Here is a 15924-nt window from a genome sequence, read left to right on the forward strand (position 1 = left end):
CGGACGGCGGCCGTCGCTCATCGAGGAGCGGCCCGTGCGCCGCTTCCCCCCAAGACGCTACGCCGGGTACGGCCCGGTCGCCACGCGGTGACATGACCGTGACAGGCGATCACTAGGCTCTCCGCCATGCGGATACGGGGGCGCAAGCTCAAATTCACAGCGGTACTCGTCCTGGTCGTCCTGGCCCTGACCGGGTTCTCCACCGGCCGGGGCCGTGGCGGCAGCCACGGACACAGCGGCAGCGGGGGACACGGCGGCGGGTGCAGCAGCTCCAGCCAGGACCACGACAGTTCGAGTTCGTCGACATCGGGCGGCTCGTACGGCTCGGGCGGCTCCAGCGGCGGGTCCTACGGCTCCGACGACGACGATGACTACTACGCGAGCAGCGGCGGCAGCGGCAGCGGGAGCGGCGGCGGTTCCTACACCCGCAGGCCGAACTACGGCTCCACGCCGACGTCCTCCTCCGGCTCCGGCAGCGGCAAGGCCCTGCGGGACGGCACGGCCAGGCTGGTGAGCTGCGCGAGCGCCGCCCGCCCCTACGCGACGGTCGAGGTCAGCAACCCGGGCGGCCGCAAGGCGAGCTTCTCCGTCTCGGTGACCTTCGAGGACGCCCAGGGCATCACCGTCATCGAGCGGTACGGGGACGTCACGGTCCCCGCGCAGGGCAGGGCGACCGTCGACGTCGAGGTCGGCGGCGGCTCGGGCCTGGTGGACTCGGTCGACCACTGCGAGGTCGACCGTCAGGCCCTCGTCGACGACTGAGGTACGCCGGTCGCGGGTCCGTCAGTCCCGCAGTTCCGTCAGTCCCGCAGTTCCGTCAGGAAGTCGAGCAGCGCCTCGTTCACCTCGGTGGGCCGCTCCTGCTGCGTCCAGTGGCCGCAGCCCGGCAGCACGAGCGGCTTCCGGCGGAGGTCCGGCATCAACGCGGGCAGCTTCTCGATCAGCTCGGGCGTGCCCGGGAAGGCGGGGACCAAGTCCCGGTCGCCGTACACGTACAGCGCGGGCGCGGACACGACCGCGCCCTGCCAGGGGGCGGTCAGCTCCCAGTTGCGGTCCAGGTTGCGGTACCAGTTGAGCGCGCCCGTGAAGCCCTGCGCGTAGCTCTCGGTGAGGGTGTCGAGGTCCTCCTCGGTGAGCCACTCGGGCAGCACCTCGGGGTCCGGCGCATCCGCGAGCCAGCCGCGCTCCAGGTCGTCGACCAGGGCCTGCTCGGGACGCCCGGCGCCCGGGGCGTCGCCGGAGGCGGAGTACAGCAGCTTGCGCAGGGTGCCGCGGGTGTCCGCCGAGAACTCGGCTTCGGCGACACCGGGCTGCTCGAAGTAGTTCCAGTAGAACCGTCCGCCGAACCGCTCCCGCATGGTCCTCAGCGGCGGCTGCCCCCCGCGGAACGGCGGCGGCACGCTCAGCCCCGCCACCCCGCGCACCACGTCCGGCCGCAGCAGCGCGGTGTGCCAGGCCACGGGCGCTCCCCAGTCGTGCCCGACGACGAACGCCCGCTCCTCGCCGAGCGCGTGGACCAGCCCGACCACGTCCCCCACCAGGTGCAGGATGCTGTACGCGGACACGTCCTCGGGGTGGTCACTGCCGCCGTACCCGCGCTGGTCGGGCGCGACCACCCGGAACCCGGCCTCGGCCAGCGGCCCGAACTGGTGCCGCCAGGAGTGCCAGGACTCCGGGAACCCGTGCAGCAGCACCACGAGCGGGCCCTCGCCCTGCTCGGCGATGTGCAGGCGTATGCCGTTGACGTCGATCATCCGATGCGTAACCACGCGTCGAGGATACGCGTGTATGGGTAAACGATTCCCTAACGCAACCGGTACTCCGTCCCCCGCCCCGCGAACAGCCGGGCCTGCCGCTCACCCGTCGCGTTCCCGAGCGCGATGAGATGCGGTGCCTGCGCGAAGCCCCGGGACCGCCCGGCCTCACTCGCGGCCCACAGTGCCCGCACCGTCCCCTGCACGGCCTCCGTCGGATACCCGGCGATGACGACGGCACAGGCGGTCGCCGCCGCCATCGCCCCGCCCTCCGGGGCGAGTTCCGACACCAGCCCGACCTCGTACGCCCGCCGGGCCGAGATCCGTTCGGCCGTCCCCATGAGCGCCATCCGCGCGGCCTCCCCGTAGGGCATGCGCTGCGTCATGAGGACCGACTCGTAGGCGCTGACCATGCCGTAGGTGGTGTGCGGGTCGAAGAAGGTCGCGGTGGTGTCGGCGACCACGAACTCCGCCTCGCCGAGCAGATAGAAGGCGCCCCCGCAGGCCATCCCGCGCACGGCGGCGACGACCGGCTTCCACAGATCGTTCGCCTTGGGCCCGACACCGAGCAGCGGATCGTCCTGCGCGTAGGGCGAGTTCGGCTGCGGCACGACGGCATCCCGGTCGATCCCGGTGCAGAAGGCGCGCTCACCGGCACCGGTGAGGACGATCGCCCGCACGGAGTCGTCGAACCGCAGATCCCGCCACACGCGGGCGAGTTCACCGGCCATGTCCAGATCGATGGCGTTGAGCCGGCCCGGCCGGTTCAGGGTGACGACGGCGACCCCGCTGTCCTGGTCGGCCGTGACGAGCACACTGCTCATGGGCGCTCCAGGACCCACCGGGGGATGCCCTCGTCGAACACGGCCCGCACCCGGGCGCCGATCCGAAGGCTGCTCGTCGCACAGGAGTTGAGCGCCTGACCCGGCCCGGCGACCAGGTTGCCCACCAGCCGGATGCGCGGCGCCTCGGCCAGTTCGACCACGACCACGTTGTACGGCACCAGCTCCGCGTAGTCCGGCAGCAGCGGCGGATGCGGGACGACGTACGACCAGACCCGGCCACGCCCGGACATCCTGCGCCACTCCGCCTCGAACGACTGGCAGTGCGGGCAGCAGGGCCGGGGCGGGAAGCGGAGTTCACCGCAGCCGGCGCAGGCCTGGACGCGGAGTTCGCCCCGGGCGGCGTACTCCCAGAAGGGGGCGCCGTCGGCGTCGGTGACGGGACGCAGCATGTCAGCTCCTCAGCAGCAGGGCGGAGGTGGGGACGCCTTCGCCCGCGGTGACCAGGCAGACCGAGGCGCCCGGCACCTGCGCGGTACTGGTCCCGCGCAGCTGGCGCACCCCTTCGTCGATGAGGTTGAAACCGTGGACGTAGGCCTCGGACAGTCCGCCCCCGCCGGTGTTCACGGGCAGCAGCCCGCCGGTCTCCAGCGCCCCGCCCTCGGTGAACGCCCCGCCCTCGCCGCGCCCGCAGAAGCCGTAGCCCTCCAGGGAGAGCAGCACCAGGGGCGTGAAGGCGTCGTAGATCTGGGCGACGTCCACGTCCTCGGGGGTCAGGTCGGAGTGCTTCCACAGATGCCGGGCGGCGGCCCAGGCCGGGCCGGTGAGGGGGTCGTCGTTCCAGTAGTTGACCATGCCGTGGTGCTGGGCGGGGAGCGACTGGGCGGCGGAGTGGACGTAGACGGGTCTCCGGCGGCAGTCACGGGCCCGCTCGGCGCAGACCACGACACAGGCCAGCGCCCCGTCGGTCTCCAGGCAGTTGTCGAAGAGGCAGAGCGGCTCGCTGATCCACCGGGACGTCATGTACATCTCGCGGGTGAGGGGGCGGTCGTACATGATCGCGGCGGGGTTCTGGTTGGCCCGGTTGCGGCAGGCGAGGGCGACGTTGAACAAGTGGTCGCGGGTGGCGCCGTACTCGTGCATGTAGCGGCGGGTGAGCATGGCGATCTCGTCGACGGGCCTGAGCAGCCCGTAGGGCCGGGTCCACTGGGCCGGGGTCGGGAGCTGGACGGTGGTGTTCGTCCAGGGCCGGGGTCCGCTGCCCCGCTTGCGGGACCGCCAGGCGACCCCGACGCTCGCCTGCCCGGTGGCGATGGCGGCGGCGAGGTGGCCGACCGTGGCACACGAACCGCCGCCCCCGAAGCCGACCTTGCTGAAGAAGGTGAGGTCACCGAAGCCGCAGGCCTTCGCCAGCTCCACCTCGTCCGTCTCCTCCATGGTGTAGGAGGCGAGAGCGTCGACCTCACCGGGCGCGATCCCGGCGTCGTCGAGGGCGGCCAGGACGGCACGGCAGGCGAGGGTGCGCTCGTCCTCGGGGAGCCGCTTCGCGAAGGGCGTCCGGCCGATGCCGGCGATGGCGGTGGCGTCCTTGAGGCCGAGGCCTGCCGATCCTGCTGCCATGCTGCGCGCACCTCCGGCCCGAACGGTTCGCTGACAGGTCGTCAGATTACAGCTAATCTGACGGGCAGTCAGCTCCTGTGCCGACGACGCTGGGAGGGCTTGCTGTGCGAGCGGACACGGAGTGGGGAAGCATCCCGGGCCTCGTGAGGTCGGCGGCCGAGCGGTACGCGGACGTCGAGGCCGTCGTCGAGGGCCGTACCCGGATCACCTACGCGGAACTGGGCGCCCGGGTGGAGCGCGCGGCGGCGGCCTGCCTGGCGCACGGGGCCGGACCGGGGGACCGGGTCGGCATCTGGGCGCCCAACACGCTCGACTGGATCGTCGCGGCGCTCGGCGCGGTCTCGGCGGGCGCGGTGCTCGTGCCGCTGAACACCCGCTTCAAGGGGGCGGAGGCCGCGGACGTCCTGCGCCGCAGCGGAACCCGGCTGCTCTTCGTGACCGGCACCTTCCTCGGCACCTCGTACGTGGCCTCACTGCGCAGGGCGGCCGGGGAGGGCCCGGGGACCGGCCCGCTGCCGGGGCTGCCCGAGCTGGAGCGCGTGGTGGTCCTCGCCGAGGACGCCCCGGCGGACTTCCTCACCTGGAAGGACTTCCTGGCCGGCGGGGAGGGGATCGGCCCGGCGGCGGTACGCGCCCGGGCCGACGCGGTCGACGGATCCTGGACCTCGGACATCATCTTCACCTCGGGCACCACCGGCCGCCCGAAGGGCGCGGTCGTCACCCACACCCAGTCCCTGCGCGCCTACGACATCTGGAGCGACCTGGCGGGCCTCACCCGGGGCGACCGCTACCTGATCGTGAACCCCTTCTTCCACACCTTCGGCTACAAGGCCGGGGTGCTCGCCTGCCTTATGCGGGGCGCGACGATGATCCCCCAGCCGGTGTTCAACGTGCACACGGCCCTCGCCAACCTCGCCGCGGAACGGGTCTCCGCGCTCCCCGGCCCCCCGACCCTCCTCCAGTCCCTCCTGGACCACCCGGCCCGGGACGCGCACGACCTGTCGGCACTCCGGCTGGTGGTGACGGGCGCCGCGGTGGTGCCGCTGCGGCTCGTCGAGCGCCTCCGCGAGGAACTCGGCGTCGGCACCGTCCTGACGGCGTACGGCCTCTCCGAAGCCGGCGGCGTGGTCACCATGTGCCGCCGCGGTGACGACCCCACCGTCATCGCCTCCACCTCCGGCCGGGCCATCCCCGGCACCGAGGTACGGGTGGTGGACGCCGAGGGCCACCCCCTGGAGCCCGGCACCGGCGCGGGCGAGGTCCTGGTCCGCGGCTTCAACGTCATGTCCGGCTACTACGAGGACCCCCGGGCCACCGCCGAGGTCCTGACCCCGGACGGCTGGCTGCGCACGGGCGACGTCGGCGTCCTGGACGGGGCGGGCAACCTGCGCATCACCGACCGCCTCAAGGACATGTTCATCGTCGGCGGCTTCAACGCCTACCCCGCGGAGATAGAGCAACTGCTCGGCCTGCACCCGGACGTGGCGGACGTGGCGGTGATCGGCGTGCCCGACGGGCGACTGGGCGAGGTCGGCAAGGCGTACGTCGTCCGGCGGCCGGGCGCCCTCCTCACCTCGGACGACCTGATCGCCTGGTCCCGCAGGGAGATGGCGAACTACAAGGTCCCGAGAACGGTGGAGTTCGTAGCGGAACTGCCCCGCAACGCGAGCGGAAAGGTCGTGAAGGGGGCACTGCGGGACCGCCCCCGCCTCACGGGCCGACCGGCAGCGCCGGGGTCCCGGTGACCGACATCATGAGGGAGTAGAGGGTGGTGTCGGCCGCGATGAACATCCGATTCCGCCGGGGCCCGCCGAAGCGGACGTTGGCGACGGTGCCGGGCACCAGGACACGGCCGAGGAGGGTGCCGTCCGGGTCGTAGCAGTGCACACCGTCGTGCATCGCGGCGGCCCAGAGCCGCCCCGCGTCGTCGAAGCGGATGTTGTCGAAGTGGCCGTCCCCGCCCACGGCGAAGACGTCGCCGCCGCTCAGCGTGGAGTCGTCCCGCACGTCGAAGACACGGATGTGGTTGGCGACGCTGTCCGACACGTACAGCCGCCGCTCGTCCGGGGAGAACACCAGCCCGTTGGGCCCCTGGAACCCGTCGGCGACCAGCCGCACCTCACCGCTGCCGGGGTCCACGCGGTAGACGTTCCGGGCCCCGATCTCGCTCTCCCCCCGATGCCCCTCGTAGTCGGAGGCGATCCCGAACTCGGGGTCGGAGAACCAGACCGACCCGTCGGACCGCACCACGGCGTCGTTCGGGCTGTTGAGCCGCTTCCCCTCGAACCGCTCGGCGATCACGGTGACCGACCCGTCGTGCTCGGTCCGGGTCACCCGCCGGTTGCCCTGCTCACAGGTGACGAGACGCCCCTGCCCGTCCAGCGTGTTCCCGTTCGGGTACCCGGCCGGCGACCGGAAGACCCCGACGGAACCGGTGGTCTCGTCCCAGCGCAGCAGCCGGTCGTTCGGGATGTCGCTCCACAGCAGATACCGCCCCGCGGGCACGTACACGGGCCCCTCGGCCCACCGGCACCCCTCGTACAGCGTCTCCAGCCGGGAGTCCCCCGCCTGACACCGCCCGCTCCGGAACCGCTCGTCGAGCGTCTCGTACATCTGCGGCTGCTCACCGGGCATGGGACCGCCTTAGGGGTGGGACCGACTGTCGATCTGCCGGCTCCACTATGACGCGAACGTCCGGTCCCACGCAGCGGCGACACCATCGACTGGAGCATCTGGGCGCCCCCGTCACTCCCTGACCTGGGCACCCTGCCGCATCTCGGGGCCCAACCGCTCCAACTCCCGTTTCTACCGCGTGGGAAGAGAGTGTGCGGGTCTTGTGGACTCCCGTGCGTCGGGCTGTGATCGGTGTCCCCCACGGCTGACGTACCCGCCGTGCACAAGGCAGACTGGCGTGGTTGCTCAGGATGCCTAGGGGGACTGCATGAACGGTGTACCGGACGGTGTGCCGCGCGTACCGGAGCAGCGGCGTCCCGGCTCCTCGGCGGAGTCGGCGGAACCTGCCGAAGCGGCGGCGGCGACGTCGCTGCGCTTCGGCGTGCTCGGGCCCGTGCGCGCCTGGCGCGGAGACGAGCCCATCACCACCGGGTCCCCCCAGCAACGCGCCCTGCTCGCCGCCCTGCTGCTGCGCGAGGGCCGCACCGCCACGGCGGCTGAGCTGATCGACGCCCTGTGGGGCGAGGAACCGCCCTCGCAGGCCCTGGCCGCACTGCGGACGTACGCCTCCCGGCTGCGCAAGGTGCTGGACGCGGGGGTCCTCGCCAGCGAGTCAGGCGGATACGCGGTCCGCGGCCTGGCCGAGGGCGCCCTGGACCTGACGGTCGCCCAGGACCTGGCGACGGAGGCGGAGAAGTCCCGCTCGGCCGGCGACCTGTGCCACGCCCGGGAGGTACTGCGGCGGGCGCTCGCCCTGTGGGACGGGGAGACCCTGGCCGGCGTACCCGGCCCCTACGCGGAGGCGCAGCGCGTCCGCCTGGAGGAGTGGCGGCTCCAGCTCCTGGAGTCCCGCCTGGACATGGACCTGGAGCAGGGCTGCCACGCGGAGGCCGTCTCGGAACTCACCGCCCTGACCGCCGCCCACCCCCTCCGTGAGCGGCTCCGCGAGCTGCTGATGCTGGCGCTCTACCGCAGCGGCCGCCAGGCCGAGGCCCTCGCCGTGTACGCCGACACGCGGCGCCTGCTCGCCGACGAACTGGGCGTGGACCCGCGCCCCGGCCTCAGCGAGCTGCAACAGCGCATCCTCCAGGCCGACCCGGGGCTGGCGGAGCCCTCCTCCCCGGCCCCCGAGCCGGTTTCCGCCCCGGTCCGCCCGGCCCAGCTGCCCGCGACGGTGCCGGACTTCACCGGCCGGTCCGCCTTCGTACGCGAGCTCGGCGACATCCTGGCCTCGGCCGAGGGCGGGGTGATGGCGGTCTCGGCCCTGGCCGGAATCGGCGGCGTGGGCAAGACGACCCTCGCCGTGCACGTGGCCCACCAGGCCCGCGCCGCGTTCCCGGACGGGCAGCTGTACGTCGACCTCCAGGGCGCCGGCGCCCGGGCGGCGGAGCCGGAGACGGTCCTCGGCTCGTTCCTGCGCGCCCTCGGCACCCCCGACACCGCGGTCCCCGACTCCATGGAGGAGCGCGCGGCGCTGTACCGCTCGGTCCTGGCCGGACGTCGCGTCCTGGTGCTGCTGGACAACGCCCGCGACGCCGCCCAGGTACGCCCCCTGCTGCCCGGCACGGACGGCTGCGCCGCGCTGGTCACCTCCCGGGTGCGGATGGTGGACCTGGCGGGCGCCCATCTGATCGACCTGGACGTGATGTCGCCGGACGAGGCGCTGGCGCTGTTCACGAAGATCGTGGGCGAGGAGCGGGTCGCGTCCGAGCGGAAGGCCGCCCTGGACGTGGTGGCGGCCTGCGGTTTCCTGCCGCTCGCCATCCGCATCGCGGCGTCCCGGCTGGCCGCGCGCCGCACCTGGACGGTGTCGGTCCTCGCGGCGAAGCTCGCCGACGAACGCCGCCGCCTGGACGAACTCCAGGCCGGCGACCTGGCGGTGAAGGCCACCTTCGAGCTGGGCTACGGGCAGCTGGAGCCCGCCCAGGCCCGCGCCTTCCGCCTGCTGGGCCTGGCCGACGGCCCCGACATCTCCCTCGCGGCCGCGGCGGCGGTCCTGGACCTGCCCGTGGAGGACACGGAGGACCTCCTGGAGTCGCTCGTGGACACCTCGCTCCTGGAGTCGGCCGCCCCCGGCCGCTACCGCTTCCACGATCTCGTACGGCTCTACGCGCGTGCGTGCGCGGAACGGGACGAACACCCGCCGAGCGAGCGGGGGGCGGCGCTGTCACGGCTGCTGGACTTCTATCTGGCCTCCGCGGCCGCCGTGTTCGCGATCGAGCGGCCGGGCGACACCCTGGTGGACCACCTCGAAACGGCCTCGTATCCGGGGCTGCGCTTCGACAACCGGCACGCGGCGCAGGACTGGCTGTACGCGGAGGCCATCTGCCTCCTCGCGTGCGTACGGCAGTCGGCCGGGCAGCCGGGCACGCTGCCCCGGGCGATCGACCTGCTGTGGGCCGCGCACGACCTGTCCGAGTCGGGGGCCAACGCCAGGGAGTACGAGGCGACGGCCGGGGCCCTCGTGGACGCGGCCCGGCAGTTCGACCTGGCGCGGGCGGAGGCCCGGGCGCTGACGACGCTGGTCAACGTCCACCACGTGAGCGGCCGGTTCGAGCGGGCGGACCAGGAGGCCGAGCGGGCCATACTCCTCGCGCAGCAGGCCGACGACCTGCTTCCGGTCTGCTGGGCCCGCAACGCGCGCGGCATCATCGCGCTGTACCAGAACCGGCACGCGGACGGCGAGGAGCACCTCTCCGGGGCCATCGAGCACTTCCGGGCCCTGGGCAACCGCCCCGGCGAGGCCGCCGCGCTGTGCAACCTGTCCCGGATCCACCTGGCGACCGGGCGGACCCAGAGCGCGGTCGCGCTGGCCCAGGAGGGCATCGGCATCTACGACGCCATGGGCAACAGCATGCGCGGGGCGAACGCCCGTTACGCCCTGGGGCTCGCCCTCACCCAGAGCGGCGAGCTGGGCACCGCGGCCGAACGGCTCCAGGAGGCGCTGGAGGTGTTCCGCGACAGCAGGCAGCGCCTGTGGGAGGGCATGAGTCTGTTCCGGCTGGCCGAGGTGGACCTCGCCGCCCGGCGCGCCGCACAGGCCGCCGCGAACGCCGAGATGGCGCTGACCGTGCTGCGCGGCATCGGCGGGGAGTGGCGGCGGGGCAACGTCCTGACCGTGCTCGGCCGGGCGCTCAGCGGCATCGGCCAGACCGGCCGGGCCCAGGTCTGCTGGCAGGAGGCGGCGGGCATCTACGAGGAGCTGGGCTCGCCGGAGGCCGCCGAGGTGCGGGCACTGCTGTCCCCGGTGCGGGCGGCCTGAGCCGGCCCGAGCCGAACTGAACGCCCCACCGCGGGCGTTCATCATTCGTTTATCGCCCCCCGCCATGATGGACGTAGTCGATCCGTCGCGTCGGGGGGCAGACGGGTCACTGCACAGGGCCCCGCACCTGAGAACTAGGGTGAGCGGCCCAGGTGGGCCCGTCCGGTCGGACTCGGGGGAGTGACCGGACGGGCCCACCGACCTCACTGCCTGATCCTTGCCAAGGGGAGTTGACGATCATGGGCGACGAGCTCAAGCCGCAGGACCTGCACGCGACCGACGAGCCGCTGGGCACCGAGGACCTGCACGCCACGGACGAGGGCGCGGTCAAGAAGCAGGACCTGCACGCCACCGACGAGCCGCTCGAGACCAAGGACCTGCACGCCACGTCGGAGCCGTTCAAGCCGACGAAGTAGGACACGGGCAAGACACGGGGGAACAAGCCACCTCACACGGGGTTCGGCCGCGGCGGCGCGGAGGGGGAGCCGTCGCGGCCGATGTGTGTCCGGACCTCCCGGGAGTTGTCCACAGCCGCGTTGTCCACAGGCCGCCGACACCTGCCGTGTTTCCTGCGATCTTGGCGGCATGGAAGAACGAACGGCGCTGCGGGAGCTGGCGCAGGGCGGTGTGCTGCTCACCTGCCGTGCTCTACGGGCCGGCTGGCCCGCGCGGAGCCTCACCCGTGCACTCCGGGCGGAGGGCTGGGGCCGGCTTCATGCCGGGGCTTGGCTGGAGCCGGGGCGGGCCGTGGATCTTCCTGCCCGGCTCCGGGCCGTCCAGCTCCTCACCCCCCGGCTCGTGGTGAGTCACCGTTCCGCGGCCGCCCTGTGGCGGATCGAGACTCTCGCGGCGACGGGTGAGGCGCCCTTGGAGTTCATCGATCCTGCCCTCGGTTTCCGCGGCAAGGCCAAGGGTGTCCGCGTACGCCGGATGTTCCTCGGCCCCGGGGACATCGCGTCGCGGTACGGCCTCCGGGTCACCAGCCCGGTACGGACCCTCACCGACCTGGTCCGTTCCCTGCCGAGGGACGACGCGCTGGTCGCCCTGGAGTCGGCGGTGACCTACCGTCGGGTCGACCGGGTGCGCCGGGCGCCGCTCGCGGGGCTCGATGCGGTGGCGGCGGCCCTCGCGCCCCCTTCGCAGGGGTCGGCGCGGGCCCGTCGATGGCTCGGGTTGTGCGACCCCCGGGCCGGGTCACCGGCCGAGACCGTGGCTCGCCTGCGGATGGCCGACGCCGGTCTCCGGCCCGAGAGCCAGGTCGAACTCTTCACCCCGCTCGGTCGCCGGGCCGTCCTCGACTTCCTCTTCCGGCGTGAAGGGCTGGCGGTCGAGATCGAGGGTTACGCCTATCACGGCACCCGTGAGGCGCACCGGAGGGACGTCTCCCGCTTCAATCAGGTCCTTCAGTGCCCCGAGGTGCGCAGTCTGCTGCGTTTCACCGCCCAGGACGTGTTTCTGGAGTCCGAGCGGATGATCTCGGAGATTTGGGCGGCCCTTGTCGCCCTGGGGCGGTGAGGGGGGCGTTGGAGCAAATGGGCCAGAAGGCCGCCGGTACGAGCAGGTGAGTGGAGGTGGCCGGCGCCCGAATGCTCCAGTCGGTCCCCGTCCACCTAGCTGACGCCCCGTCAGATCGGCGCTACCGTGAGCTTCATGGACAGCCACGACAGCACGTTTCCGCTGATCATCTCCGTGGACGACCACACCGTGGAGCCCGCGAGCGTCTGGCAGGACCGGCTTCCCGAGAAGTACCGGGGCGTCGGGCCGCGGATCGTCCGGGCGCCCGTGAAGGAGATGACGTTCCTCGGTGGGCGGTTCCGGCCCGTGATGGGCGAACCCGGTGACGACGGACCCGTCGGTGACTGGTGGGTCTACGAGGAACTGCGCCGGCCCCTGACCCGGCTCGACACGGCCGTGGGGTACAGCAGGGACGAGATCAAGCTCGAGGTCATCACGTACGAGCAGATGCGGCCGGGCTCCTACGACGTCCCCGCCCGGCTCGCCGACATGGACGTCAACCACGTCCAGTCGGCCGTGTGCTTCCCGACCTTCCCGCGTTTCTGCGGCCAGACCTTCACCGAGGCGAAGGACCACGAACTGGGGCTGCTGTGCGTCCGCGCCTACAACGACTGGATGGTGGAGGAGTGGTGCGGGCCCGACGCGCGGGGCCGGCTCATTCCCCTGACCCTCATCCCGCTCTGGGACGCCGAGCTGGCGGCTGAGGAGGTCCGGCGGAACGCCGCGCGCGGGGTCCGTGCCGTCGCGTTCTCCGAGATACCGCCGTACCTCGGGCTGCCCTCCATCCACGGCGACGGCTGGGACCCCTTCCTCCAGGCGTGCGACGAGACCGGCACGGTCATCGCCATGCACATCGGCAGCAGCAGCCGTATGCCCTCCACCTCCGCCGACGCCCCGCCCGCCGTCGGCTCCACCATCACCTTCGCCAACTGCTGCTTCTCGATGGTCGACTGGCTGATGAGCGGCAAGTTCGAGCAGTTCCCGAACCTCAAGGTGATGTACGCCGAGGGGCAGATCGGCTGGATCCCCTACATCCTGGAGCGTGCCGACGTGGTGTGGGAGGAGAACCGGGCGTGGGGCGGTGTCGCCGACAAGGTGCACCGGCCGCCGTCCGAGCTGTTCGCCGAGCACGTCTACGGCTGCTTCTTCGACGACGCCTTCGGACTGCGCAACCTCGACGCGATCGGCCTGCGCAACGTCCTCTACGAGACCGACTACCCCCACTCCGACTCCACCTGGCCCAAGTCCCGCGAGGTCGGCGAGGCGCAGATGGGGCACCTGGAGGCGGGGGTGGTGGAGCGGATCGTGCGGCGGAACGCCATCGAGCTGCTCGGACTGACCGACGAGGGGCTGTGGCCGGGCGGCACCCGGTGAGCCTGCGGTACGGGATGCAGCTTCCCGTGCAGTCGCAGAGCACCCTCTACGCCGAAGGATGGGAGGCCGAGGCCGGGCCCGCCGACCTGCTGGAGATCGCCCGCGTCGCCGACCACTCCGGCTTCGCCTACCTCGCGAGCTGCGACCACGTCGGCATCCCGCGCCGCCTGGCCGCCGCGATGAGCACGGTCTGGTACGACCCCGTCGCCACCCTCGCCTTCCTCGCGGCGGCCACCGTTCGGGTCCGGCTGCTCAGCCACGTGGCGATCGTCGGGCTGCGGCACCCGCTGCTCACCGCCAAGCAGTACGCCACCCTCGACCGGCTCAGCGGCGGACGGCTGATCCTCGGGGTGGGCGCCGGGCACGTGCGGGAGGAGTTCGAGGCCCTGGGCGTGGACTTCCGGCAGCGCGGGGCCGTCCTCGACGAGTGCCTCGACGCCCTGCGCGCCGCCCTCGGCCCCGACGAGTTCCCCCAGCACCACGGCAAGCTGTACGACTTCGAGGGGCTCGGGCAGCGGCCCCGGCCGGTTCAGGAGCGGGTCCCTCTGTGGGTCGGGGGCTCCTCGCCGGCCGCCGTACGACGGGCCGCGCTCAAGGGCGACGGATGGCTGCCGCAGGGGGACCCGCGGGACCGGCTGCCCGCGCAGATCGCGCGGATCGCCGGGATACGTGAACGGGAGGGCGTGCACGGGGGTTTCACCGTGGGCGCCATCACCGAGCCGCTGTACGTCGGCTCGCCCCGCTGGGACGTGGGCCGCAGGACCCTCACCGGCGGCCCCCAGGAGCTCGCCGAGTCGCTGCGGGCCTACCGCGCCATGGGCGTGCACCAGATCCAGGTGCGGTTCCGCAGCCGGAGCCGCACCGAACTGACCGACCAGATGGCGGCGTTCGGCGCCGAGGTCGCTCCCCACCTGTGAGGAGGCCCCATGGGCAAGCTCGACGGACGGGTCGTCATCGTCACCGGCGCCGCGCGCGGCCAGGGCGAGCAGGAGGCCCGGCTGTTCACGGCCGAGGGGGCCCGGGTGGTCGTCGCGGACGTCCTCGACGACCAGGGCGAGGCCCTCGCGAAGGAGATCGGTGCGAAGTACGTCCATCTCGACGTCGGCCGGGAGGACGACTGGCAGGCCGCTGTCGCGGCGGCGAAGGAGGCCTACGGGCACCTCGACGGGCTCGTCAACAACGCCGGCATCCTGCGCTTCAACACCCTCCTCGACACACCCCTCGACGAGTTCATGCAGGTCGTGCGGGTCAACCAGGTGGGCTGCTTCCTCGGCATCAAGGCGGTCGCCCCCGAGATGGCCGACGGGGGCACGATCGTCAACACCGCCTCCTACACCGGTCTGACCGGGATGGCGGCGGTGGGTGCGTACGCGGCCAGCAAGCACGCCGTGGTCGGCCTGACCCGCGTCGCCGCCCTGGAGCTGGCCGGACGGGGGATCCGCGTCAACGCCGTCTGCCCGGGCGCCATCGACACGGCGATGTCCAATCCGGCCCGGCTGGACCCCGAAGCCGACCCGGAGGCGACGACGAAGGGGCTCGACCGGCTGTACCGCAAGCTCGTGCCGCTGGGGCGGGTCGGGCGGCCGGAGGAGGTGGCACGGCTCGCCCTGTTCCTGACCTCGGACGACTCGTCGTACATCACGGGGCAGCCGTTCGTGATCGACGGGGGGTGGCTGGCCGGGGTGAGCGTCATCTGACTCGGATGACGTACCTGACGGGGCATCAGCTATTGACGCTCATGGGGGCCGGTGGAACAGTCGGATGCACTGATCTGACGATCCGTCAGATATGACCGTGGGGCGGTGAACCTCCTTGGAATTCGGGGTCTTCGTACAGGGATACGTGGGCAAACGGGCCGAGACCGACCCGCTCGCCGAGCACAAGGCGCTGATGGAGGAGACCGAGTACGTCATCCAGGCGGACAAGTCGGGCTTCAAGTACGCCTGGGCCTCCGAGCACCACTTCCTGGAGGAGTACTCGCACCTCTCCGCCAACGACGTCTTCCTCGGCTACCTGGCCCACGCCACCGAGCGGATCCACCTGGGCTCGGGGATCTTCAACCCGCTGGCGCCGGTCAACCACCCGGTGAAGGTCGCCGAGAAGGTCGCCATGCTCGATCACCTCAGCGAGGGGCGGTTCGAGTTCGGCAGCGGGCGGGGCGCCGGGTCGCACGAGATCCTCGGCTTCCTGCCGGGGATCACCGACATGAACCACACCAAGGAACTCTGGGAAGAGACCATCGCCGAGTTCCCCAAGATGTGGCTGCAGGACGAGTACGCCGGCTTCCAGGGCAAGCACTGGTCGCTGCCGCCGAGGAAGGTCCTGCCGAAGCCGTACGGGAAGTCCCACCCGGCCATGTGGTACGCGGCCGGGTCGCCGCCGTCGTACGCCATGGCCGCGAAGAAGGGGCTCGGCGTGCTCGGCTTCAGCGTGCAGAAGGTCTCCGACATGGAGTGGGTGCTGGAGCAGTACAAGACGGCGATCGTGGACGCCGAGCCGGTGGGGGACTTCGTCAACGACAACGTGATGGTGACGACCACGGCGATCTGCGCGCCGACGCACGCGGAGGCGGTGCGGATCGCGGCGAGCGGGGGGCTGCACTATCTGCCGTCGCTGGTGTTCCGGTACCACGACACGTTCCCCCGGCCCGAGGGGTTTCCGGTGTGGCCGGAGACGTTGCCGGAGTACACCGAGGAGTTCGTGGAGGTGCTGATCGAGGAGGAGTTGCTGATCTGCGGGGATCCGGACGAGGTGCTGCGGCAGTGTGAGCGGTGGGAGCGGGCCGGGGCGGATCAGTTGAGTTTCGGGTTGCCGGTGGGGGTGCCGAAGGAGGAGACGTTGCAGACGATTCGGTTGGTCGGGGAGTACGTGATTCCGAAGATCGATACGGATCCTGTGCATCGGACTTCGCGGTTCCGTCAGGGGGTCTGAGCGTTCGTCGGCG

At 72.2% G+C, this 15924-nt stretch carries 14 protein-coding genes; 9 read left to right on the forward strand and 5 right to left on the reverse strand.

Going from position 1 to position 15924, the window contains the following annotated elements:
• The first annotated feature begins 126 nt into the window (after positions 1-126).
• On the forward strand, positions 127-762 hold the full coding sequence (locus tag ABZ016_RS20840) for a hypothetical protein (protein WP_356918117.1): 636 nt from the start codon (positions 127-129) through the stop codon (positions 760-762).
• Positions 763-800: 38 nt separating this feature from the next.
• On the opposite strand, the gene ABZ016_RS20845 is transcribed toward ABZ016_RS20840, so the two are convergent.
• The 4 genes from ABZ016_RS20845 to ABZ016_RS20860 are packed head-to-tail and all read right to left on the reverse strand — an operon-like array spanning position 801 to position 4156.
• On the reverse strand, positions 801-1754 hold the full coding sequence (locus ABZ016_RS20845) for an alpha/beta hydrolase (RefSeq protein WP_356918202.1): 954 nt from the start codon (positions 1752-1754) through the stop codon (positions 801-803).
• 50 nt (positions 1755-1804) lie between these two features.
• The gene (locus ABZ016_RS20850; protein ID WP_356918118.1) at positions 1805-2578 is read right to left on the reverse strand and encodes an enoyl-CoA hydratase/isomerase family protein; all 774 of its coding nucleotides are present in this window, start codon (positions 2576-2578) and stop codon (positions 1805-1807) included.
• Positions 2575-2988: an OB-fold domain-containing protein gene (locus tag ABZ016_RS20855; RefSeq protein WP_356918119.1), complete on the reverse strand. Its 414-nt coding sequence runs from the start codon at positions 2986-2988 to the stop codon at positions 2575-2577. The genes ABZ016_RS20850 and ABZ016_RS20855 overlap by 4 nt, the downstream gene beginning before the upstream one ends.
• 1 nt (position 2989) lies before the next feature.
• Complete coding sequence (locus ABZ016_RS20860) at positions 2990-4156, reverse strand: lipid-transfer protein (RefSeq protein ID WP_356918120.1); 1167 nt, start codon at positions 4154-4156, stop codon at positions 2990-2992.
• Between the two features lie 104 nt (positions 4157-4260).
• Between ABZ016_RS20860 and ABZ016_RS20865 the strand changes: the two genes are divergently transcribed.
• Entirely contained in the window at positions 4261-5901 is a 1641-nt protein-coding gene (locus tag ABZ016_RS20865) for a FadD3 family acyl-CoA ligase (RefSeq protein ID WP_356918121.1), read from the forward strand.
• On the opposite strand, the gene ABZ016_RS20870 is transcribed toward ABZ016_RS20865, so the two are convergent.
• Complete coding sequence (locus tag ABZ016_RS20870; protein ID WP_356918122.1) at positions 5867-6790, reverse strand: SMP-30/gluconolactonase/LRE family protein; 924 nt, start codon at positions 6788-6790, stop codon at positions 5867-5869. The two genes, ABZ016_RS20865 and ABZ016_RS20870, sit on opposite strands and share 35 nt — an antisense overlap.
• 307 nt (positions 6791-7097) lie before the next feature.
• Between ABZ016_RS20870 and ABZ016_RS20875 the strand changes: the two genes are divergently transcribed.
• From ABZ016_RS20875 to ABZ016_RS20905, 7 genes are all read left to right on the forward strand, one after another.
• Positions 7098-10091, forward strand: a complete 2994-nt coding sequence (locus tag ABZ016_RS20875; protein ID WP_356918123.1) for a BTAD domain-containing putative transcriptional regulator — start codon at positions 7098-7100, stop codon at positions 10089-10091.
• 239 nt (positions 10092-10330) lie between these two features.
• Positions 10331-10507, forward strand: coding sequence for a hypothetical protein (locus ABZ016_RS20880; protein ID WP_356918124.1), 177 nt, complete (start codon positions 10331-10333; stop codon positions 10505-10507).
• Positions 10508-10676: 169 nt separating this feature from the next.
• Positions 10677-11606 carry a hypothetical protein gene (locus ABZ016_RS20885; protein WP_356918125.1) on the forward strand — a complete coding sequence of 310 codons (930 nt, stop codon included), beginning with the start codon at positions 10677-10679 and terminating at the stop codon, positions 11604-11606.
• 135 nt (positions 11607-11741) lie between these two features.
• Positions 11742-12980 carry an amidohydrolase family protein gene (locus ABZ016_RS20890; protein WP_356918126.1) on the forward strand — a complete coding sequence of 413 codons (1239 nt, stop codon included), beginning with the start codon at positions 11742-11744 and terminating at the stop codon, positions 12978-12980.
• Positions 12981-12994: 14 nt separating this feature from the next.
• On the forward strand, positions 12995-13897 hold the full coding sequence (locus tag ABZ016_RS20895; RefSeq protein ID WP_356918127.1) for a TIGR03619 family F420-dependent LLM class oxidoreductase: 903 nt from the start codon (positions 12995-12997) through the stop codon (positions 13895-13897).
• A gap of 9 nt (positions 13898-13906) precedes the next feature.
• Positions 13907-14677, forward strand: coding sequence for a glucose 1-dehydrogenase (locus ABZ016_RS20900; RefSeq protein WP_356918128.1), 771 nt, complete (start codon positions 13907-13909; stop codon positions 14675-14677).
• Positions 14678-14792: 115 nt separating this feature from the next.
• The gene (locus ABZ016_RS20905; RefSeq protein WP_356918129.1) at positions 14793-15911 is read left to right on the forward strand and encodes an LLM class flavin-dependent oxidoreductase; all 1119 of its coding nucleotides are present in this window, start codon (positions 14793-14795) and stop codon (positions 15909-15911) included.
• Positions 15912-15924 lie beyond the last annotated feature (13 nt).

It is taken from the genome of Streptomyces sp. NPDC006372 (assembly GCF_040612515.1).
Classification (GTDB): Bacteria; Actinomycetota; Actinomycetes; order Streptomycetales; family Streptomycetaceae; genus Streptomyces.

Excerpts from the sequence above, each read along its gene's own strand:
- ABZ016_RS20840 (WP_356918117.1), top strand. The coding sequence starts at position 127 with ATGCGGATACGGGGGCGCAAGCTCAAATTCACAGCGGTACTCGTCCTG.
- ABZ016_RS20845 (WP_356918202.1), bottom strand. The coding sequence starts at position 1,754 with ATGATCGACGTCAACGGCATACGCCTGCACATCGCCGAGCAGGGCGAG.
- ABZ016_RS20850 (WP_356918118.1), bottom strand. The coding sequence starts at position 2,578 with ATGAGCAGTGTGCTCGTCACGGCCGACCAGGACAGCGGGGTCGCCGTC.
- ABZ016_RS20855 (WP_356918119.1), bottom strand. The coding sequence starts at position 2,988 with ATGCTGCGTCCCGTCACCGACGCCGACGGCGCCCCCTTCTGGGAGTAC.
- ABZ016_RS20860 (WP_356918120.1), bottom strand. The coding sequence starts at position 4,156 with ATGGCAGCAGGATCGGCAGGCCTCGGCCTCAAGGACGCCACCGCCATC.
- ABZ016_RS20870 (WP_356918122.1), bottom strand. The coding sequence starts at position 6,790 with ATGCCCGGTGAGCAGCCGCAGATGTACGAGACGCTCGACGAGCGGTTC.
- ABZ016_RS20875 (WP_356918123.1), top strand. The coding sequence starts at position 7,098 with ATGAACGGTGTACCGGACGGTGTGCCGCGCGTACCGGAGCAGCGGCGT.
- ABZ016_RS20880 (WP_356918124.1), top strand. The coding sequence starts at position 10,331 with ATGGGCGACGAGCTCAAGCCGCAGGACCTGCACGCGACCGACGAGCCG.
- ABZ016_RS20885 (WP_356918125.1), top strand. The coding sequence starts at position 10,677 with ATGGAAGAACGAACGGCGCTGCGGGAGCTGGCGCAGGGCGGTGTGCTG.
- ABZ016_RS20890 (WP_356918126.1), top strand. The coding sequence starts at position 11,742 with ATGGACAGCCACGACAGCACGTTTCCGCTGATCATCTCCGTGGACGAC.
- ABZ016_RS20895 (WP_356918127.1), top strand. The coding sequence starts at position 12,995 with ATGCAGCTTCCCGTGCAGTCGCAGAGCACCCTCTACGCCGAAGGATGG.
- ABZ016_RS20900 (WP_356918128.1), top strand. The coding sequence starts at position 13,907 with ATGGGCAAGCTCGACGGACGGGTCGTCATCGTCACCGGCGCCGCGCGC.